Source organism: Mycobacterium gallinarum, from assembly GCF_010726765.1.
Lineage (GTDB): Bacteria > Actinomycetota > Actinomycetes > Mycobacteriales > Mycobacteriaceae > Mycobacterium > Mycobacterium gallinarum.
Map to the genome: position 1 here is coordinate 2,922,198 of NZ_AP022601.1, position 14,089 is coordinate 2,936,286.

Annotated in this window: 15 protein-coding genes; 7 read left to right on the forward strand and 8 right to left on the reverse strand. The window is 67.1% G+C overall.

The annotated features are described in order from the left end of the window. Nucleotides 1-8 precede the first annotated feature (8 nt). The 3 genes from G6N42_RS14145 to G6N42_RS14155 form a co-directional block, all read right to left on the reverse strand. The gene (locus tag G6N42_RS14145; protein WP_163730157.1) at nt 9-920 is read right to left on the reverse strand and encodes a carbohydrate ABC transporter permease; all 912 of its coding nucleotides are present in this window, start codon (nt 918-920) and stop codon (nt 9-11) included. Beyond that, nucleotides 917-2,311, reverse strand: a complete 1,395-nt coding sequence (locus tag G6N42_RS14150; protein WP_163730158.1) for an ABC transporter substrate-binding protein — start codon at nt 2,309-2,311, stop codon at nt 917-919. Before G6N42_RS14150 ends, G6N42_RS14145 begins: the two co-directional genes overlap by 4 nt. A 174-nt stretch (nt 2,312-2,485) precedes the next feature. Next, complete coding sequence (locus G6N42_RS14155) at nt 2,486-3,010, reverse strand: YflT domain-containing protein (RefSeq protein WP_163730159.1); 525 nt, start codon at nt 3,008-3,010, stop codon at nt 2,486-2,488. 119 nt (nt 3,011-3,129) lie between these two features. Here G6N42_RS14155 and G6N42_RS14160 point away from each other — a divergent pair, with 119 nt between their 5' ends. Then, a complete protein-coding gene (locus tag G6N42_RS14160) occupies nt 3,130-3,885 on the forward strand; it encodes a DUF4190 domain-containing protein (RefSeq protein ID WP_163730160.1) in 756 nt (251 codons plus the stop codon). 21 nt (nt 3,886-3,906) lie between these two features. After that, a complete protein-coding gene (locus tag G6N42_RS14165; RefSeq protein WP_163730161.1) occupies nt 3,907-4,299 on the forward strand; it encodes a DUF4190 domain-containing protein in 393 nt (130 codons plus the stop codon). 28 nt (nt 4,300-4,327) lie between these two features. Here G6N42_RS14165 and G6N42_RS14170 read toward each other — a convergent pair whose 3' ends face one another. Beyond that, the gene (locus G6N42_RS14170) at nt 4,328-5,284 is read right to left on the reverse strand and encodes an HpcH/HpaI aldolase/citrate lyase family protein (protein WP_163737504.1); all 957 of its coding nucleotides are present in this window, start codon (nt 5,282-5,284) and stop codon (nt 4,328-4,330) included. 25 nt (nt 5,285-5,309) lie between these two features. On the opposite strand from G6N42_RS14170, the gene G6N42_RS14175 reads away from it, so the two are divergent. The 4 genes from G6N42_RS14175 to G6N42_RS14190 all read left to right on the forward strand — a co-directional run bounded on the left by G6N42_RS14175 (nt 5,310) and on the right by G6N42_RS14190 (nt 9,925). Then, a complete protein-coding gene (locus tag G6N42_RS14175) occupies nt 5,310-6,602 on the forward strand; it encodes a magnesium transporter MgtE N-terminal domain-containing protein (RefSeq protein ID WP_163730162.1) in 1,293 nt (430 codons plus the stop codon). Continuing rightward, entirely contained in the window at nt 6,602-7,153 is a 552-nt protein-coding gene (locus G6N42_RS14180; protein WP_163730163.1) for a DUF1003 domain-containing protein, read from the forward strand. The genes G6N42_RS14175 and G6N42_RS14180 overlap by 1 nt, the downstream gene beginning before the upstream one ends. Before the next feature lie 174 nt (nt 7,154-7,327). Continuing rightward, on the forward strand, nt 7,328-8,749 hold the full coding sequence (locus tag G6N42_RS14185; protein ID WP_163730164.1) for a lytic transglycosylase domain-containing protein: 1,422 nt from the start codon (nt 7,328-7,330) through the stop codon (nt 8,747-8,749). A gap of 33 nt (nt 8,750-8,782) precedes the next feature. Then, on the forward strand, nt 8,783-9,925 hold the full coding sequence (locus G6N42_RS14190; RefSeq protein WP_163730165.1) for an Mrp/NBP35 family ATP-binding protein: 1,143 nt from the start codon (nt 8,783-8,785) through the stop codon (nt 9,923-9,925). On the opposite strand, the gene tatB is transcribed toward G6N42_RS14190, so the two are convergent. The 4 genes from tatB to sigE all read right to left on the reverse strand — a co-directional run bounded on the left by tatB (nt 9,922) and on the right by sigE (nt 13,184). Beyond that, nucleotides 9,922-10,344, reverse strand: coding sequence for a Sec-independent protein translocase protein TatB (tatB, locus tag G6N42_RS14195; RefSeq protein WP_163730166.1), 423 nt, complete (start codon nt 10,342-10,344; stop codon nt 9,922-9,924). The two genes, G6N42_RS14190 and tatB, sit on opposite strands and share 4 nt — an antisense overlap. Nucleotides 10,345-10,346: 2 nt before the next feature. Then, nucleotides 10,347-11,837: a serine protease HtrA gene (gene htrA / locus G6N42_RS14200; RefSeq protein ID WP_163730167.1), complete on the reverse strand. Its 1,491-nt coding sequence runs from the start codon at nt 11,835-11,837 to the stop codon at nt 10,347-10,349. A 68-nt stretch (nt 11,838-11,905) separates the two neighbouring features. Then, nucleotides 11,906-12,307, reverse strand: coding sequence for an anti-sigma E factor RseA (gene rseA, locus G6N42_RS14205; RefSeq protein WP_163730168.1), 402 nt, complete (start codon nt 12,305-12,307; stop codon nt 11,906-11,908). A gap of 88 nt (nt 12,308-12,395) precedes the next feature. Beyond that, entirely contained in the window at nt 12,396-13,184 is a 789-nt protein-coding gene (gene sigE / locus G6N42_RS14210; RefSeq protein WP_163730169.1) for an RNA polymerase sigma factor SigE, read from the reverse strand. Between the two features lie 177 nt (nt 13,185-13,361). On the opposite strand from sigE, the gene G6N42_RS14215 reads away from it, so the two are divergent. Then, complete coding sequence (locus G6N42_RS14215) at nt 13,362-14,027, forward strand: O-methyltransferase (protein WP_163730170.1); 666 nt, start codon at nt 13,362-13,364, stop codon at nt 14,025-14,027. Nucleotides 14,028-14,089: the final 62 nt, after the last annotated feature.

Genomic DNA, 14,089 nt, shown 5'->3' on the forward strand with positions numbered 1-14,089 from the left:
AGCGCTCATCAGCGCCTCTCCTCGTCAGACCCGGGCGCCGCCGCCCCAAAGAGCTTGATGTAGATGAAAGCGATGACCGCCACCGACAGGAATATCAGCACGCTGATCGCCGATCCCAGCCCTAGATTGAACGCCTTGAACAGATTGTCGTAGCCCAGGATCGACACCGAACCGGTGTCGTTGGCGCCGCCGGTGAGCACGTAGATGTTGTCGAAGATACGAAACGCGTCCAGCGTGCGGAACAGTAGCGCCACGAGAATCGCGGGTTTGATCAGCGGCAGGATCACCTTGATCAGCCGCTTCCATGCCCCCGCACCGTCGACCTGGGCGGCGTTGAGCAGATCCTGCGGCACGAGCGCCAACCCGGCGAGCAACAGCAACGCCATGAACGGCGTCGTCTTCCACACCTCGGCGAGGACCACGATGGCCAGGGACGGCAGCTGCTCGGTGAGTGGAGCGCTGTCCTCCGGCAGTAGGTTGGCCAGATATCCGGTGCCGGGCGTCCACGCGTAGTACCAGCTATAGGACGCCGCGACTGTGACGATTCCGTATGGAATCAGGATCGCCGTGCGCACAACGCCTTTGCCGAAGATCGTCCGGTGCATGACCAGCGCCAGCGCCATGCCGAGGACGAACTCGATCGCCACGGACACGACGGTGATCGCCAGCGTCACGGCGAACGCCGTCCACCAGTACCGGTCGGTCAGCACCGTGATGTAGTTCTCCAGGCCGACGAACTCGACATCGTCGGGCTGTGCGAGGTTGTAGCGCTGCAGGCTGAGCCACACCGCGTAACCGATCGGGTAGGCGGTGACCGCAAGCATCAGGATGACAGCGGGCGCGATCAGCGTGAATGCCAGTCGCCGTTCAGATTTCGTGTCGTCGGTACCGACCTTGGCCGGCTCTGCGGTGACGGTCACGGAATCAGCCCCTTACCGTCGATCGCCTTTTGCACCTGAACGGTCAACTCGTCGGCCATCCGCTCGGGGTCGATATCGGTGATCGGGGCCAGCGTCGCCGAGATGCGGGTGGAGACAGCCTGATAGACCGGCGTCGCCGGCCGCACCGCCGCGTTGGTCAGTTGTTCACGGATGATCTCGTACTGCGGGTACTTCGCCTGAAACGTCGGATCGTCGTACAGCGACGCGCGCACCGCGGGCAGGCCGCCCTCGACCGACGTGTAGCGCTGATTCTGCGCACTGCGCATGCACCGGATCGCCTCGAAAGCCTCGGCCCGATGTTGCGTCGTCTTGGCTACGGCGAGGTTCAGACCGCCGAGCGTCACCTTGGCCGGCTCGTCGGTCACACCCGGGTAATTGGCGAAACCGAACACCTTCTTGCTGGCTTCGTAGGCCGCCTCGAACTGTGCGTCGCTCGGCGAGAAGGTGCCGACGTCGTTGATGCTGCCCGCCAGCGCGGGATCCTGGTTCAGCGGCAGGAACGAAACGCCACCTTTGACGGCGTTCTCCAGCATCGACGGCAGCACGAACGGCCAGTTCACTTCGAGCGCGGCTTTGCCCTGTTCCAGCGCCAAACGCGCGGTGCCCTCGTCGGTCTGGGTGATCGACGGATCCGCACCCGGTGCGGTGGCAACCGCCTTCATGATCTCCAACGCCTTGACCGTCGCGGCGCGATGCTCGTCGGTGTCGGTCAGCGTGACGGTCTTGCCGTCGTCGGAAAGCACTTGACCGCCAGCGCTTTCCAGCAGCGTGTTGAACCACACCACCAGACCCTCGTACTGCTTGGCCTGCAGCGCGATCCAACTCGGCTTACCCTCGGCGTGCAGACGTGTCGCCTCGGCCACCATCGCATCCCACGTCGCGGGCGGCTCGTTGATCAAGTCCGCTCGGTACCAGAGCAATTGGGTGTTCGTGGTGATCGGCGCGGCGTAGAGCTTGTCCTGCCACTTGGCGGTTTCCAGCGGGCCCGGCAACGTGTCCGTGGTCGCATCCTGTTCGGCCCTACCCGAGGGATCCTCGGACAGCGGCAATGCCCAACCCGCCTCGGCGAACTCGGCCGTCCACACGACGTCGAGGGCCATCACGTCGAGGGTCTTGTCGTTGCCCGTCAGCCGCCGCGCCAACTGCAACCGCTGGGCGTCCGCTTCTTTCGGCAGGCTGATCTGCTGAATCGTGAAGCGGCCTGCGAGCTCCTCGTTGCACCGCTTGGCGACCGCGGTGAACGTGGCCATCTCGCTTGCCGGCGTGTAGTAGTTGATGACGATTCCGCCGCCGCCTGATCCGCACGCCGAAACGACCGACGCCGTCGTCAGCGCGGCCAATGCCGCAGCACCAAGCCGCCATGGGCGCACCGCTGCCTCCGTCCGCGTCCGAGGTCGCCGCCGGGGCGGCTCCGAGCAACACTCCTGCGCGGAAACCGTATTGCCAGTTACGCGTGATTTGCAACACTTGCCGCGCGCGCGTCGCACACCGTTACGCAATTGCGCGCCTGGGTAAAGTGCCAGCTAACGCCCACGGTCCCCGGACTAGATCTTCAAGCGTGCCAGCAGATCCCGGCCGTGCTCGGCGCTCTGGGGGTCGCACAGGACGTCGTATCGTCCCGCGACGAGTTGCATCGTCGAACTGAAATCTCTTGTGCCACGCGCCATCGCGTACGGAATCGCGGAGGTGATGAGGCCGAAGAACACCCCGGCTACGAGGCCGGTGATCAGCGCGCCCCACGGACTCGGGCTGAAGAATCCCAGGATCAGGCCGATGAACAAACCCAGCCACGCGCCGGTGAGCACACCGCCGCCGAGCACTTTGGGCCAACTCAGCCTGCCCGTGACGCGTTCCACTTGCATCAGGTCGACACCGACGATCGTCACCTGCTGGACCGGAAACTGCTGGTCTGACAGGTAGTCGACCGCGCTCTGGGCCTCGGCGTAGGTCGGGTACGACCCGATCGGCCAGCCTTTCGGAGGTGTGGGCAGGGCCGCGGGACCGCGTCTGGTCGTCGGGGTGCCTGGCGCTGTGCCGGCCGGCTGTCCAGGCTGGAACGGGCTGGTCATCGCTGAATCATTCTCCTTTATCGCGTGCCTGCTGTTGCCGCGGATCCGGCTGGCGATCTCACCAAGACAACGTCTTCCGCGCCGCAAACGTGCCGCGTATTTGCGCTAGGTTGAACAGCATGACAAATCCGGACGACGACGCTAGCCGAACGGCATCATCCGGCTCCGGCGACGGGGCATCCGAGCCGGCGTCGACCAGCTACGAGGCGCCGCCGATCGAGCAGAGCCAGGAACAGTCCGGAGAGCAGCACGACCAGCCGACCCAGGTATACGAGCAGAGGCCGCTCGAGCCACCGACCCAGGTCTATGAGCAGAAGCCGTTCGAGCAGCCGGGGTACACGCCCCCGCCGGCCTACGACCCCACACCCCAGCCGGACTATCCGCAGAGCGGGTTCGGATCACCGCTCGAACAACCGGGTTATCCGCCGCCTCCGTCTTACGGCGAGTTCGGTGCTCCGGCTGCCTCCGGATATCCGCCGCCCCCGCCGTACAGCACGCCGCCTCCCGGCTTCGGACCACCGGCTCCCGGCTATGGGACACCGCCACCACCTCCCGGCTACGGCCCGCCACCGGGCTACGGCCCGCCTCCAGGCTTCGGTCCACCTCCGGGCTATCCCGCGGCTCCGAGCTATCCCGCGTACGGCGCGCCGTCGGAGAAGACGAACGCGATGGCCATCGGCTCGCTGGTGGCGTCGATCGTCGGATTCTGCTGCGGCATCGGATCGATCGTCGGCATCGTGCTCGGCATCGTCGCCATGAATCAGATCAAACAGAGCGGGGAAAAGGGCCACGGACTTGCCATCGCAGGTATCGCGGTCGGCGCGCTCTCGCTGCTCATCAACGTGCTCTGGACCATCGGCGTCATGGCTGGTTGATCGAAGGACGTCTGCGGACAGATGAACGCCAGCGACCCGGAGCGTCCGGACCAGGCGCCGGTCGACTATCCGTCCGCACCTGGGTTGCCTCCGCCGATCTACCCCCCACCCGGATATCCAGGCGCAACGGGGTACCACCCGACCTACGACCCTTATCGGGCGGTCAAGCCTCCTGGCACGAACGGCAAGGCGATCGCGTCCCTCGTCACGTCCATCACCGGCTGCGTGTGCTGCGCTCCGTTGGCCATCGTCGGCGTCGTCCTGGGTGTGATCGCGATGCGAGAGACCAAACACACCGGACAGGCAGGGTGGCGAATGGCGCTGGCGGGCACGATCATCGGCGGGCTGTTCACCGTGGCCTTGGTGATCGTCTTGCTGCTCTATTTTGCACTCGGGGTCTACACCCTCCGCTAACCTCAACCCGGCCGCCGTCTTGCCGGCGCTAGGCCGGCGGGCTGAACCGCTCGCCCTTGCGCTCCATCCCCGCCGCGCGGCCCTTGCCTGCGATCACCAACGCCATCTTGCGGCTCGCTTCGTCGATCATCTCGTCGCCGAGCATCACCGCGCCGCGCGCACCGCCGGCCCGCGACGTGTGCCATTCGTAGGCCTCGAGGATCAACTCGGCGTGTTCGTAGGCCTCTTGGCGAGGGCTGAAGATCTCGTTGCCCGCGGGGATCTGGTCGGGGTGCAGCACCCACTTGCCGTCGTATCCCAGCGCAGCGGACCGCCCCGCGACCCGGCGGAAGCCGTCGACATCGCGCACCTTCAGGTACGGGCCGTCGATCGCCAGGATGCCGCGCGTGCGGGCCGCGACAAGAATTCGCATCAGCACGTGATGGTGGGCGTCACCGACGTCGTAGCCCTCGGGCTGTTCGCCGACCTCGAGCGTGCGCATGTTCAGGCTGGCGGCCATGTCCGCGGGACCGAGGACCAGCGCCTGCACCCGTGGGGCGGCCGCGATCGCATCGATATTCGTCAGCCCTTCGGCGTTCTCGATCTGAGCTTCAATACCGATGCGGCCCAACGGAAATCCGTGCGTCGCCTCGAGTTGACCAAGCAGCAGGTCGAGCGCGTGGATGTGTGAGACATCGGAAACTTTCGGCAACACCACAATGTCCAGCGACGCACCCGCGGCCGACACCACGTCGATCACGTCGGCATGCGTCCACGGCGTGGTCCAGTCGTTCACCCGAACGCCGCGCAGCTGCCCGCCCCAACCGGGCTCGGCCAACGCGGCCGCCACCGCGGCGCGCGCCTCGGCTTTGGCGTCGGGCGCGACCGCATCTTCGAGATCGAGGAAGACCTCGTCGGCGGGCAGGGACTTTGCCTTCTCGATCATCTTCGCGCTGCTGCCTGGAACCGAAAGTATCGTTCGGCGGGGTCGATAGCGGTTTTCCACAACCACACTCTTTACCCTTCTAGGCATGGCGGCGGTGAACAGGGTCTATGCGGCCCGGCTGGTGGGGATGGTGGTGCTGGGACCCGACGGGGAGTCCCTTGGCCGCGTCCGCGATGTGGTGATCAGCATCAGCATCGTGCGCCAACAGCCGAGGGTGCTCGGTCTGGTCGTCGAATTGCTAACGCGCCGGAGAATTTTCGTGCCGATTCTGCGGGTGACGTCCATCGACCCCGGCGCTGTGACGCTGGCGACCGGCAGCGTCTCGCTGCGCAAGTTCACCCAGCGCCCCGGTGAGGTGCTCGTGCTCGGCCAGGTGGTCGAAACCCAGGTCAGAGTCGATGATCCCGACCAGGAGCAGTTGAAGGGAGTCGACGTGTACGTGGTCGATCTCGGCATCGAACCGACCCGCACGCGCGACTGGATGGTGACCAAGGTGGCGGTCCGGCCTGCGCGACGCCTCGGCCGCCGCGGCAATGTGCAGATCATCGACTGGCAGCATGTGCAGGGGCTGACCCCGTCGGGACTGGCGATGCCCGATCAGGGGGTCGCGCAGCTGCTGGAGCAGTTCGTCGGTCAGCGCGCCGTCGAGGTGGCCGAGGCGATCCGCGAATTGCCTGACAAGCGCCGCCACGAGGTGGTCAACGCGCTCGACGACGAGCGATTGGCCGACGTGCTGCAGGAGCTGCCCGAGGACGAGCAGGTCAACGTGCTCAGGAAGCTGCCCCCCGAACGGGCCGCCGACGTGCTCGAGGCCATGGACCCCGACGACGCCGCCGACCTGCTGGGCACCATGACGCCAATGGACGCCGAACAGTTCCTGCGCCGAATGGACCCTGAGGACTCCGAGGACGTGCGCCGGCTGCTGGCGCACTCACCCGACACCGCAGGCGGCCTGATGACGTCGGAACCGGTGGTGCTCGCACCGGACACCACCGTCGCCGAGGCACTGGCCCGCGTCCGCGACCCCGACCTGACCCCGGCGCTCGCATCGCTGGTCTTCGTGACCCGTGCGCCAACGGCCACTCCTACCGGTCACTACCTGGGCTGTGTCCACCTACAGCGGCTCCTTCGAGAACCGCCCGCAGAGCTGGTCAGCGGGATCGTGGACACCGACCTTCCGAATTTGGCGCCGGAGGATTCGTTGTCGGCGGTGACCCGGTACTTCGCCGCGTACAACCTCGTATGCGGGCCCGTGGTCGACGAGGAGAACCACCTGCTCGGCGCGGTGTCGGTCGACGACGTGCTCGACCATCTCCTGCCGCACGACTGGCGTGAACGCGAAGAGCCCGAGCTGTTCACCGCCAACGAGGGCGCGTGATGAGCGACCTGACCGCGCGCCAGCGTTTGGACACCCCGCGGGTCTCCCGTCGACGGTTCACGCTCAACGTCGACGCCGAGGCCGTCGGCAAGTTCTCGGAGTCGATCGCTCGCTTTCTGGGCACGGGTCGCTACCTGGCCTGGCAGACCATCATGGTGATCGTTTGGATCATCCTGAATCTGTTTGCCGTGAAATTGCGGTGGGATCCGTATCCGTTCATCCTGCTCAATCTCGCGTTCTCCACCCAGGCGGCGTATGCGGCGCCGCTGATTCTGCTGGCTCAGAATCGGCAGGAAAACCGGGATCGGGTGTCGCTCGAGGAAGACCGTCGGCGGGCCGAACAGACCAAGGCGGACACCGAGTATCTGGCACGTGAGCTGGCCGCATTGCGGTTGGCGGTCGGCGAGGTCGCCACCCGCGACTACCTGCGGCGCGAGCTCGAGGAAATTCACGAGCTGCTGAGCCGGCTGGCCGCGCCTGCGGGGTCCGATAAGCGCGACGGCGGCGGCAAAGCAGAGCAGAATGAGCGGCGCTCGAAAAAGCAGAGCTGAATCACGTAACGCCATTGCTGTAACGCGCGAGATACCGACTAGGTATGGTGACTTGGTTCACAACCACAACAGACCAAGGACGGTTGAGTGCGCATAGGGGCAGGGGCCGCCCTCGGGGCAGTGCGACGGGGGGCAAAGCGAGTCGCGCACGGTGCTGGCGATGGTGTTTCTCGCATGCGAGCCGTCAACATCAGCGCTGCCGTCAAACCGTCCAATGTTCGCGGCGCCCTCACCCCTGCCCGTGCCCGCGTCGCCTCGGGATTCGCAGTCATCGCGCCGATCATTCTGGTCGGCGCCGTGGGGGCATCCGTACAACCGAGCTCACCGGTACGCGACTCCGCGGTCACCCCACTGGCCTCTGTCGAGTCGTCCTCGGTCGACCGCGCCGGCCCGACGGTGGTCGCGGTGACCAAGACACCGACCGATTTCCATATCGCCGCCTCGGCGGCTTCGTCTCCTCAGCCCGCGGCTGTGGTGAATGCTCCTGGCACACTTCGCATTCCGGGGATGGCCCTGGCGGCATACCGCAACGCCGAGCGGATGATGGCCGTGGCGGATCCTGGCTGTGGCGTCAGCTGGAACCTGCTGGCGGGCATCGGGCGTATCGAGTCGATGCACGCCTATGGCGGCGCCACCGACGCCCGCGGTACGGCCGTGCGGCCCATCTACGGGCCCGCACTGGACGGAACCCTGCCCGGCAACGAGATCATCGTGCAGAACCGCTCGGCCGAGCGCGTCACCTACGCGCGCGCCATGGGTCCGATGCAGTTCCTTCCCGGTACCTGGTCGCGCTACGCGTCCGACGGCGACGGGGACGGCAAGGCCGAGGTGCAGAACCTGTTCGACTCGACCCTGGCCGCCGCGCGCTATCTGTGCAGCGGTGACATGAACCTGCGCGATCAGTCTCACGTGATGTCGGCGATCCTGCGCTACAACAACTCGGTGGCCTACGCCCGCAACGTGTTGGGCTGGGCCGCTGCGTACGCCACCGGCGTCGTGCCGGTCGATCTGCCGCCCATCACCGGATCGGTCCCCGTCTTGGGCGACGACGACGGCGGCCCTACGCACCTCAATGAATACGAAGGCCTCGGTCCGGGATTGCCGCTCAACGCGTTGGGTCTGCCTTCCAACGATCCGCTGGCACTGATGCCGGTGCTGGCGCGTAGCGACGTCGCCAGCCAGCTCCCCGGCTTCGTGCCCGGTCAGCGGCTGGGCCCGCTGCCCGGTCCCGCACCCGGCCCGTTGGCAACCCCGGCAACATCGCAGCAACCGGCGCCGTGGGTGCCGCCGTGGATGCAGCCGCCTCCGAGGCCGACGCCGGAGTGTGCGGTGTTCTGCATCAAGGACCAGCCCGCACCGCTGCAGGCTGCGCTGGGCGGGCCGCCCGTCGCGCAGCAGATGGTGCCGCCGGGAATGGCACCGCCGCCCGGCCCGATGGCGCCTCCCCCGGGACCCGTCCCGGCCGGACCCGCCCCGGGTCCCGGACCCGCCCCGGGTCCGTTGGCACCGCCGCCCGGTCCTGCGCCGGGTCCGGTCGCGCCGCAGGGCGCACCACCGGGACCGCCTCCCGGTCCTGTGCCCGCACCGGCCGGTTAGAACGCCCGTCGGGTCGGCCTAGACTCGACAGCGATGTCCACTACTTCTCCTGACCTGGAGTCCGCAGTCCGTTCGGGGCTGTCGAAGGTAATCGATCCGGAACTGCGGCGGCCGATCACCGAGCTCGGCATGGTCAAAAGCGTCACCATCGAGCCCGACGGCGGGGTGCACGTCGAGATTTACCTCACCACTTCGGCGTGCCCGAAGAAGAACGAGATCTCCCAACTGGTGAGCCAAGCCGTCGCCGATGTCCCGGGCACGGGTCACGCGAAGGTGACCCTCGACGTGATGAGCGACGAGCAGCGCACTGAGCTACGCAAGCAGCTACGCGGCGATGCCCGCGAGCCGATCATCCCCTTCGCCCAGCCCGGTTCGCTCACCCGGGTCTACGCCGTGGCGTCGGGCAAGGGCGGCGTCGGCAAGTCCAGCGTCACCGTCAACCTGGCGGCGGCGATGGCCGCGCGCGGGCTGACGGTGGGCGTGCTGGACGCCGACATCTACGGGCATTCGGTGCCGCGGATGATGGGCACCACCGACCGGCCCACCCAGGTCGAGTCGATGATCCTGCCGCCTGTCGCGCACGACGTTCGCGTCATCTCGATCTCGATGTTCACCCAGGGCAACACGCCGGTGGTGTGGCGCGGACCGATGCTGCACCGCGCACTGCAACAGTTTCTCGCCGACGTCTACTGGGGCGATCTGGATGTCCTGCTGCTCGACCTGCCGCCGGGCACCGGAGACATCGCCATCTCGGTGGCCCAGCTGATCCCCGGAGCGGAGATCCTGGTAGTGACGACGCCTCAGCTGGCGGCGGCCGAGGTGGCCGAGCGGGCGGGCGCCATCGCGCTGCAGACCCGGCAGCGCATCGTCGGCGTGGTCGAGAACATGTCCGGTCTGCTGCTCCCTGACGGTACGACGATGCAGATCTTCGGCGAGGGCGGCGGCAAGCAGGTCGCCGAGAGCCTGACCCGTTCGGTGGGCGCCGACGTGCCGCTGCTGGGACAGGTTCCGCTGGATCCCGCGCTGGTCGCTGCAGGCGACGCCGGGGTGCCGCTGGTGCTGTCGGCACCGGATTCGGTGGCGGGCAAGGAATTGCGCAACATCGCCGATGCGCTGTCGAGCCGCAAGCGGGGACTCGCGGGCATGTCTCTGGGCCTGGACCCGGCCGGCCGTTAGGTCGCGTCGCTGTCGTAAGGGGTTTTCGCCGGAACCTCGGGCGTCTCGGGTTGCGATGGCTCCTGCGGTGACACCGGCTTCGGCGCACCGTCACTCACGGGCTTCTCGGCATTGGTCGCGGGGGTGTCGAACTTGCCGGTGAAGATCGAGTCGTCGCCGTCGAGGAGATGTTTGGTGAGCGCCGCACGCGGCGTCATTCCGCGCAGCTTGTTCAGCTGACTCAACGGCTCACGAAGGTCGTCGAACTCCGGACCGAGATCGTCGCGCAGCTGGCTGGTGGCGCCGCTGATGTAGTCGCGGGCCTGCCGCAGCGTGCTCGACGTCCATCGGATGGCGCCGGGCAGCCGTTCCGGGCCCAGGATCACCAAACCGGCGATCACCAGGACCAGCATCTCGCCCCAGCCGACGTTCGCGAACATCTCTAGGTGCTGTTGTCGGGGCCGGGGTTGACGGTCAGGACGACGGGCCTGCCGTCCCGCATGACCTCGATGGGCGCGTCCTGTCCGATCTTGAGTTGGCGCACGGCGACGACGAATTCGTCGGCGTCAGCCACGGTTCGGTCACCCACCTTGACGACGACGTCGTTCTCCAGGATGCCCGCCTTCTCGGCCGGGCTGCCGGCCTTCACGTTGGCGACCTGGGCGCCCGACGCGAGGTCGTTGCTCACCGAGCGGGCGGTCAGGCCCAGTGTCGGATGCGCGATCTTTCCGTCGCGGATCAGCGACTCGATGACCGTCTTGACCTCGTTCACCGGAATCGCGAAGCCCAGACCACTGGCGCTGTCCGACAACGATTTGCCCGCCGTGTTGATGCCGATGACGTCACCGTTCATGTCGATGAGTGGGCCGCCGGAGTTGCCGTGGTTGATCGACGCGTCGGTCTGCACACCGTCGATGACGGTGTCGGTGTCCGAACCGTCACCCGACAGCGGCACCGGGCGGTGCAGAGCGCTGATGATGCCCGCCGTGACGGTGCTGCGCAGACCCAGCGGGGCGCCAGCGGCGATCACTTCTTCGCCGACGTAGAGCTTGTCGGAGTCACCCAGCTTGGCGACTGTCAGGTTGTCCACGTTGTCGACCTTGAGCACGGCGAGGTCGGTCTTCGGATCACGGCCGACGAGGTTGGCTGGCACTTCCTTGCCGTCGTTGAAGACCACGGTCATCTTGTACTTACTCGCGTTGACCGCGGCCTCGGAGATCACGTGGTTGTTGGTGACGATGTAGCCGCGCCCGTCGACCACGACACCGGAGCCCTGCGAGCCCTCCTCGTCGCTCTTGGTCTCGATCGTGACCACAGAATCGGCAACTGCCGCAGCGACTTTGGCGAACCGGCCCTCCGGCGCGTCGCCGACGTCGCTGGTCTCGAGCGTCACCTTGGACGTGGTGAAGGCCTGGACCACCTCGGCCGTCGTACGACCGACCCAGCCTCCGGCGAACCCGATCACGAGCGCGACGATGCCGAGAACCGCGAGCGCGACGTAGGAGACCTTGCCGCCGAAGAGGACGTCGCGCACGCCGAGCTTGCCGGTGCTGACGTTGGAGGCCGCTCGTGGCGGCTGGGTCATCGCCGGAGTGCCCAGTTCCACCGGGGCACCCGGATTACGCCACGGATCATCGGGTTCGTCGGCGCCCGGCCCTTCGCGTTCGGCGTCCAGCGCACCGGCATCGGCGGGGTGACGCTGCAGCGAATCGCCGCCGGCGTAGGGCCGGCCGAACGCCTCGGCCAGCACGGGATCGGGCGGCTGATCCTTCGGCGTGAAGGCGCCTTGGTCGCGGTACTTCTCCGCACCCTGGAAAGATCCGCTCACGCCGTCGGGCCTGCCGAAGGCACGCCGTGACGCCGGGTCGACAGCCGGCCGCGACACCGGCCGCGGCTCGAGACGTTCGCGTCCGGTCTCGTCCAGATTGCTCACCCGTTCATCACCTCTATCCGAGCGCCAGCAATGGCCGGCGCACGCCGTTGATCGACTTTGTATCCACTCTACCGGCGCTTACGGCGGCTTTGCTGCGCGCCGTCAGCTAACTGCGAGTCCTGTGCCGCGGCAGTCGGATCCGGGGCGTTGCCGCTGCATAGCGGAATCTGCGACAGCTGGCCCAGCAACGAGCTGGGAATGGCTATCGGATGAGATTCCCGCAGCGCACTGCGCGCCTGCCGCTGCGCGTCGACCTCTGCCGCGCACTGCGGACACAGCGAAAGATGACTGGCCGCGCGCAGATGTGGGGTGAGGCGCAGTTCGTTGTCGACGAACGCCGCGATGGCCTCCGTCGACAGATGCTCAGTGGATCCGAACTGCCGAGGCCCCACGGGCGCATCGCTCTGAGATGCCAGCTGAGAAGGCAGCCAGGAGAACGCACGGCGGAACATGTGCCCCGGGTCGACCATCGCCCAGCTCCTCTCGGCGTACTCGCGTCGCGTCAACGTTACTGACTCGAATGTAGCGCGGCGCGCGGCGCCAAACACCTGCGAACACTCAGGCTGACTTGGCCGTGTCCCGGTAGTGGGTCGAATCCCCGTCACCGTGGCGGGCCAAGTAGTCGCGCAACGCCTGCCTGCCGCGGTGAATACGGCTGCGGACGGTGCCGAGCTTGACGCCCAACGTCGCGCCGATCTCCTCATAGGACAAGCCCTCGACGTCGCACAGGACCACGGCGGCGCGAAACTCCGGCGGCAGCGAATCCAGCGCGGCCTGCAGGTCGGGACCCAGTCGCGAGTCGTGATAGATCTGCTCGGGGTTCGGATCGTCGGCGGGCACACGGTCGTAGTCCTCCGGCAGCGCCTCCATGCGGATGCGGCCGCGCCTGCGAACCATGTCCAGGAACAGGTTCGTGGTGATGCGGTGCAGCCAGCCCTCGAACGTGCCCGGCTGGTAGTTCTGCACCGAGCGGAAGACGCGGATGAACGTCTCCTGCGTGAGGTCCTCGGCGTCGTGCTGGTTGCCGGACAGGCGGTATGCCAGTCGGTAGACGCGGTCGGCATGCTGGCGCACCAGCTCGTCCCAGGACGGCATGGTGGTCTGGTCACCCGTCGCGTCGAAGACGGCGGTCCCGGTCAGTTCGTCGGAAGGCTCAACCCATTCCCCGTCGGTGTACTGCTCGAGATGAGCCATCGACGATGGCGCGGCCGGTGCAGCTGGGGCGTTCGAATTCTTCGTCAGATCCTCCTGTTGACAGCCGTCGTCATTTATCGACGGCCCGACGATGGCGGCAACGTGAAATTCCCTGCGCTTATTCCCGGTATCCCAACGCCCGCCGTCATCCATGGGACATACCGTCTCCGACCCTGGTGTGTTTGGCATATGAGCACACTGAACATTTCCTGAGAAAGATCTTCTACCCATTTTCGACCTGCGAGAACCAGGCCATTTCGACGGAAGTCCGCAGTTCGGGGACGGGCGTGTCGCGAGCGTGCCCTCCGGAGGAGGTTCTACGCTGCGGGCATGGCTGGCATCGACGACGTGATAGGCGGCGGACCGCAGAGTCGCGCCGAGTCGATCGTCAAGCATGCCGAGCAGTCGATCTCGGAGGACGCGATCGTCGCGGCCGCCCGTGAACGCGCGGTCGAACTAGGGGCGGGCGCGGTGACCCCCGCCGTCGGGGCGCTGCTGTGTGTGTTCGCCAAGATGACCGGCGCCAAGGCGGTCGTCGAGGTGGGCACCGGCGCCGGGGTGAGCGGGTTGTGGCTGCTGTCGGGCATGCGCGAGGACGGTGTGCTCACCACGATCGACGTCGAGCCCGAACATCAGCGCATCGCGAAGCAGGCGTTCACCGAGGCCGGTGTCGGCCCAGGCCGCAGCAGGCTGATCAGCGGCCGGGCGCAGGAAGTGCTCACCCGACTCGCCGACGAGTCCTACGACCTGGTGTTCATCGATGCCGATCCGGCCGATCAGCCGCACTTCGTGACAGAAGGCGTGCGACTGCTGCGCTCCGGCGGGGCCATCGTGGTGCACCGCGCCGCGCTGGGCGGGCGGGCCGGCGATGTCCATGCCAAAGACGCCGAGGTCGCCGCGGTACGCGAGGCCGCGCGGCTCATCGCGGAGGACGAGCGGCTCACGCCGGTGCTGATCCCGTTGGGCGACGGCTTGCTCGCCGCTGCCCGCGACTAGGACCCCGTTCGCCGCGTCAGGCGGACGATGGCGCGATCTTTACGGACTCTTGACGGGATAGT

Bases quoted from the DNA above. Each gene is read 5' to 3' on its own strand.
- G6N42_RS14180 (WP_163730163.1), top strand. From the start codon at position 6,602: ATGAGCGACCTGACCGCGCGCCAGCGTTTGGACACCCCGCGGGTCTCC.
- G6N42_RS14215 (WP_163730170.1), top strand. From the start codon at position 13,362: ATGGCTGGCATCGACGACGTGATAGGCGGCGGACCGCAGAGTCGCGCC.
- rseA (WP_163730168.1), bottom strand. From the start codon at position 12,307: ATGGTCGACCCGGGGCACATGTTCCGCCGTGCGTTCTCCTGGCTGCCT.
- tatB (WP_163730166.1), bottom strand. From the start codon at position 10,344: ATGTTCGCGAACGTCGGCTGGGGCGAGATGCTGGTCCTGGTGATCGCC.
- G6N42_RS14165 (WP_163730161.1), top strand. From the start codon at position 3,907: ATGAACGCCAGCGACCCGGAGCGTCCGGACCAGGCGCCGGTCGACTAT.
- G6N42_RS14160 (WP_163730160.1), top strand. From the start codon at position 3,130: ATGACAAATCCGGACGACGACGCTAGCCGAACGGCATCATCCGGCTCC.
- G6N42_RS14190 (WP_163730165.1), top strand. From the start codon at position 8,783: ATGTCCACTACTTCTCCTGACCTGGAGTCCGCAGTCCGTTCGGGGCTG.
- G6N42_RS14175 (WP_163730162.1), top strand. From the start codon at position 5,310: ATGGCGGCGGTGAACAGGGTCTATGCGGCCCGGCTGGTGGGGATGGTG.
- G6N42_RS14185 (WP_163730164.1), top strand. From the start codon at position 7,328: ATGCGAGCCGTCAACATCAGCGCTGCCGTCAAACCGTCCAATGTTCGC.
- sigE (WP_163730169.1), bottom strand. From the start codon at position 13,184: ATGGATGACGGCGGGCGTTGGGATACCGGGAATAAGCGCAGGGAATTT.
- G6N42_RS14155 (WP_163730159.1), bottom strand. From the start codon at position 3,010: ATGACCAGCCCGTTCCAGCCTGGACAGCCGGCCGGCACAGCGCCAGGC.